Genomic DNA, 4,288 nt, shown 5'->3' with positions numbered 1-4,288 from the left:
GAACGTTAAAAAATCATCACGGCGTAGCTGTTTATCAATGACTTCCCCGGTATATTCATCTACAAAATGAATTTGCATCAGATGTTTTGCAATATCGACGCCAAAAGGAGTATATTTCATAGGTGGATCCTCCCGTCATCAGGGAGCAACAGGCTCCCACTTTTAGGCACTATAAGGCCGGAAATCGGAGAGGATCCACACCTCACCTCTCAATTCCAGCACAATGCCAAAGGCTAAGTGAATGGGATGCGTTCATTACATTCCTCCTGCCTTGATGTTACCTGCTTTGGTGAGAGTTTTTAAAGTTCATATAACCGTGTTGATACCGATGCCTAAAACACGACCGGTATCCCTGACACCAGAACCATTCATCGCCATATCAATCACTTTTTCTTTCATGCCGGGCTTATGACCATTGTAACGATAGTTAAGTTGAAAGGTTTTTTGGCAGTCTTTGCAATAATAGCGCGGAAAACCCGTTTTACCTGTTCCGTGTTTACGTACTGGTTCTGTTTGGCCGCAGTATCGGGAATCGGAAATCAATATAATCAATTGAATATAAAGGGAATATTATCTATATTTTATTTTATGCCCCTTTTAATGCCCCCAGATTTTTTCGCTTACTTTTCCTTTCATATCTGACTGATTTTAATTATTTAAATTATTAATTGTACGTTTTTCAATCACCTTAAAGCAAAAAAGCCGTGAGGGTTAAAAATGGTCAAATTTGGCTGCCATTTCATGCTCAGGGCTTCATATTAAAATTTATCATTTTTACGACATCGATCACAAATTACAGCGGGTTATTCCTGTGGCTTAGAGCGGGCTTTCCTTTCTAATAATTCTCCAGTATAAGCATCGAAATAACGGCTGGGCCAGATCTCAGAGGGATGGATGCCAAGGTAATTTGCGATAACCCATTCACCTTTCGGCCACGGTCTGCTGAATGCGTTTGCTAGTGTTGATGAACCGAGTCCCGCCTCACGGGAGATTGCCGCTAAGGTTGTACCCCGTTTACGTAATGCAGCAATAATGTCGGCCTGATGCCAGTCATTTCTAACGTTATTATTCATTCCTGCTACCCCTTCCATTAATTAATCATTGATGGTGGTGATTCAAGGCAGGGTTAGCAGACTGGGTAACTATGACCAGCGAGGCCGAAGCCTCCCCTGCCTGAACCACCATTGAAAGGGTGATAGCAGACGCACTGGTAGAAACTTCCTACCAGTGTATAGTTACACAAGGCTGCTAAACCTTGACCATCGGATTTTGCCAATGGCGGAAATACTTTAACTGATTGTTTTATCGGACTCAATAACTGAACGACTAAGTTTAACGGCTATAAACCCGTTCAACGTAACGCCCACGACCATCACCATGCCCTAAATCCATTGAAACCAGTGCTCGTGCTTCCTGACGGCTAAAACCATTTTGTTGGTAAAAATTCAGGGCATCCTGTGCCCATGCATAGCGCAAACTATGGGGAGAATGGCAACCGGTTAACCCAATCCTTGTGGCGTGTGCCCGCCAGTAGTTCATGGCCTGTTTGAGGTCTGGTTTATCAATCAACCTGCCACCACGTTGTTCTGCAACAACAATGGCTTGCTCGACAGCTTCTTTTACTGCTGCAACATCCAATACGCGGGTTTGTCTTGGTCGGCCGCCTTTTGTACCGAAGACAATATGCAGTTTCGGCTCTGGTTGCTCTAACTGTTTTCGCCAGCTTTTCAGTGAAGCACTGCATTGTACGGCTTCCTGAGAACGTAATCCCAGCAAGCGGGCAAGTTTCAAGGTGACGGCAAATCCAACATCACGTTCAAGCGCTTTCTGATAAACAACCTGAAACGTAATATCAGGGATCGCCTGTTTCGTTCCGGCACGGCTGGTGCCGCTTAATCCCAATGCCTGATTGCTCAAACGCGGTGAGGTTTCCAGTTTTTCCCGGCCTGCCATGCGGAAGATATTACGCAACGCGGACATTTCATTTTGTACTGTTCGTTTGGCAATCCCCTGAGATAAACGAGTATCAACGTACTGTTCCACATGCTTAGTCTTCAAATGACTAAGGCTTTTCACCTGAATATTCAGGCTCAATAACAACGCGCCCAAACGCCCGGCGATCCGAATGCGATCATGGCAGGTTTTGTGACTACCGCCACCTTGTCGGGCAAAAAACTTTAACTCTTTAATCAATCGACTCATCTCATTTTCCCTATTGATACCTAACGATATGCGATCTCTGGCGCGCGTCAGGGCGGCAAAACAGAAAGCACCGGTTTTGCCCTTGACGAATATCTGTGCGCCAGAGTGAACGCAGGTTGAGGTATTGCGGGGTATCGGTTGAGTACGCAGTACTGCCGCCTGTATTAACAGGTCATCCCTACCGGCAAAAAAGCCAGCCTCGATATCGTCAAGTTCTCCTTTTTCAATCTAAAAATGCAGTGTCAGATTCACTGCGGGGTGAAGCAGGCGTGAGCCTGTCAGGATTCGATTGTTCTTTGGCTGCGGCGTCACTTTCAGCGGTAAATCCGCAAAAAGTGACGCCTTGAGTTCTGTAAACAATCAACAAAAATCGTGCGAACGTTGAAGTACCATCAGGCATAGCAAAATGCCGTAAGGTTAAATGTCAAACGGTAGTCATGTTGATGGATTAGCTGTAGAAAAATTGACTGTTGAATAATTTAAACAGGGATAGATAAAAGTATGAACAGATACGCAAAAGCTATCCTGTTGTTCATTGAAGATAAATAGGATTTATGTTGATTTGAAACACCAGTGTATGAATCCACGTTCAATACACTTAGGTAACCAGATAAAGATATCCTTTTGGGCTATCTATTAGTTTAAGAGACCTTCATTGCCAGACGAGGGTTTAGGTGTCTTGGCAATATCTGCTTCCAAAGGTGGGCAGATGTACCGCAATTCTTGCACTCCCTTTCAGGCTCCGGGAGTTTTTTATTGTCGCTAAAAAGCGTTTTATACCAGTTTAGATTAGCTGATTTTTTAGGTCATGGCAATAAGGGGGCTTAGTATGTAGATCTATGCAATACATTAATATTATTAATTAAATTTGGCTAATATGAATTATTAATAATCAATTAGCCAAATTAAGTTAATTATCTTGCGATAACGATTTTACCATTGATAACGGACAGGTAAGGGTTGTAAGTAGTATCTTCATTATTTTCCTTATTATGAAAAATGATAGGAGAAGATCCTAGCACACCACTTTCCAACCGGAATAAACGACCATTTTTATAGCTAACTAATTTATAACTATTCCAATCAGGGTCTGTAATAACAAACTCATCTTTTACGTTTTCGTCAAAATCCATAGAATCAAAAAATATTTTAGCACTACTATTGTCAGCTATAGCCCATTCTTCCCATGCTGACTGGCTCATTTTCCATATTTTATCTAGATCACGATGAGCAAAAGTATTGCTGATTTCCTGATAGGTTGCTTTTATAGAGGGTAAATCATTCTCAGTAACGGGTGTAGCTTTTGTCCACATCCAGTTTGGTAGCCCATTTACTGAAAAAGTTTTTTGAGCCGAAAATAAGTTTTTTTCTCCTTTTTTTGTTGACATATTTGCGTAATCAAATTTTTCATTTTGATTTATTGAATTTTTAGTGATTACGTTTCCATGTTCATCCACAGTTAACTTTATATTACTGATAATTTCTCCTTGATCACCATGAGAAGTAACTCTCCTTATTGTTGCTTCACACCATGATTCTTTATGAAATTTCTCTGTATCTCTGTCAAATGATTTACGTCCCATTAATAATTTAATCGTATTAGGACCATTCTCCAAAAAAGCTGATATATTATAACCACTAGATTCTGTTCCTGTTCGTGAGGAGGTATTCTCTAGCATTACCATCTCGTTTATTTTCAAAACGCATAAGCTACGCTGAGTATTGAATGAGACTAAATATTTATGCTCCATATTTGTCTTTCCTGATGCTATATTTGTCGTGATTATTAATACGGAAAGTAAAACGCTACCCCAAAGAAATCCTGTAAGGAGATTTTTCTTTTGGTAGTGGTTTTTGAAATACCCAATCTTTTTCAATAGGTTTATCTTCATGCTTTAATTCTCCAGTGTTTTCCCATTCCCCATTACCATTTTTCTTTGCTTTAATACCTGCCCCATATTTTACACTTGCTGATGCTTGAATCCCCTCATGATAAAGCACAAGCTCCATACTTTTTTCTGTAGATTCCAATGCTACTAGTACTTTAGCTGCAATTTGTGCCGAAGCATCAAAATAGCCATTAATA

General features: G+C 40.9%; 4 protein-coding genes and 3 pseudogenes. 1 reads left to right on the top strand and 6 read right to left on the bottom strand.

Translation table 11 applies throughout. The features are described 5' to 3' along the window. From Xmir_RS21910 to Xmir_RS21895, 4 genes and pseudogenes are all read right to left on the bottom strand, one after another. Nucleotides 1-120 (bottom strand): annotated as a pseudogene (locus Xmir_RS21910) (IS110 family transposase); the annotation flags it as partial. Between the two features lie 213 nt (nucleotides 121-333). Then, nucleotides 334-552, bottom strand: a pseudogene (locus Xmir_RS21905) (IS1-like element transposase); the annotation flags it as partial. 251 nt (nucleotides 553-803) lie between these two features. Beyond that, entirely contained in the window at nucleotides 804-1,073 is a 270-nt protein-coding gene (locus Xmir_RS21900; RefSeq protein WP_099116085.1) for a helix-turn-helix domain-containing protein, read from the bottom strand. Nucleotides 1,074-1,332: 259 nt separating this feature from the next. Beyond that, entirely contained in the window at nucleotides 1,333-2,202 is an 870-nt protein-coding gene (locus Xmir_RS21895; RefSeq protein WP_099116084.1) for an integrase domain-containing protein, read from the bottom strand. 95 nt (nucleotides 2,203-2,297) lie between these two features. Between Xmir_RS21895 and Xmir_RS27745 the strand changes: the two genes are divergently transcribed. Then, nucleotides 2,298-2,549, top strand: coding sequence for a hypothetical protein (locus Xmir_RS27745; RefSeq protein ID WP_145956948.1), 252 nt, complete (start codon nucleotides 2,298-2,300; stop codon nucleotides 2,547-2,549). 567 nt (nucleotides 2,550-3,116) lie between these two features. Here Xmir_RS27745 and Xmir_RS21890 read toward each other — a convergent pair. After that, nucleotides 3,117-3,953: a hypothetical protein gene (locus tag Xmir_RS21890; RefSeq protein WP_099116083.1), complete on the bottom strand. Its 837-nt coding sequence runs from the start codon at nucleotides 3,951-3,953 to the stop codon at nucleotides 3,117-3,119. A 55-nt stretch (nucleotides 3,954-4,008) separates the two neighbouring features. Then, nucleotides 4,009-4,288, bottom strand: a pseudogene (locus Xmir_RS21885) (hypothetical protein); the annotation flags it as partial.

This window comes from Xenorhabdus miraniensis (genome assembly GCF_002632615.1).
Note: the sequence above shows the minus strand (reverse complement) of the source record. Positions and strands in the feature narration are given on the sequence as shown.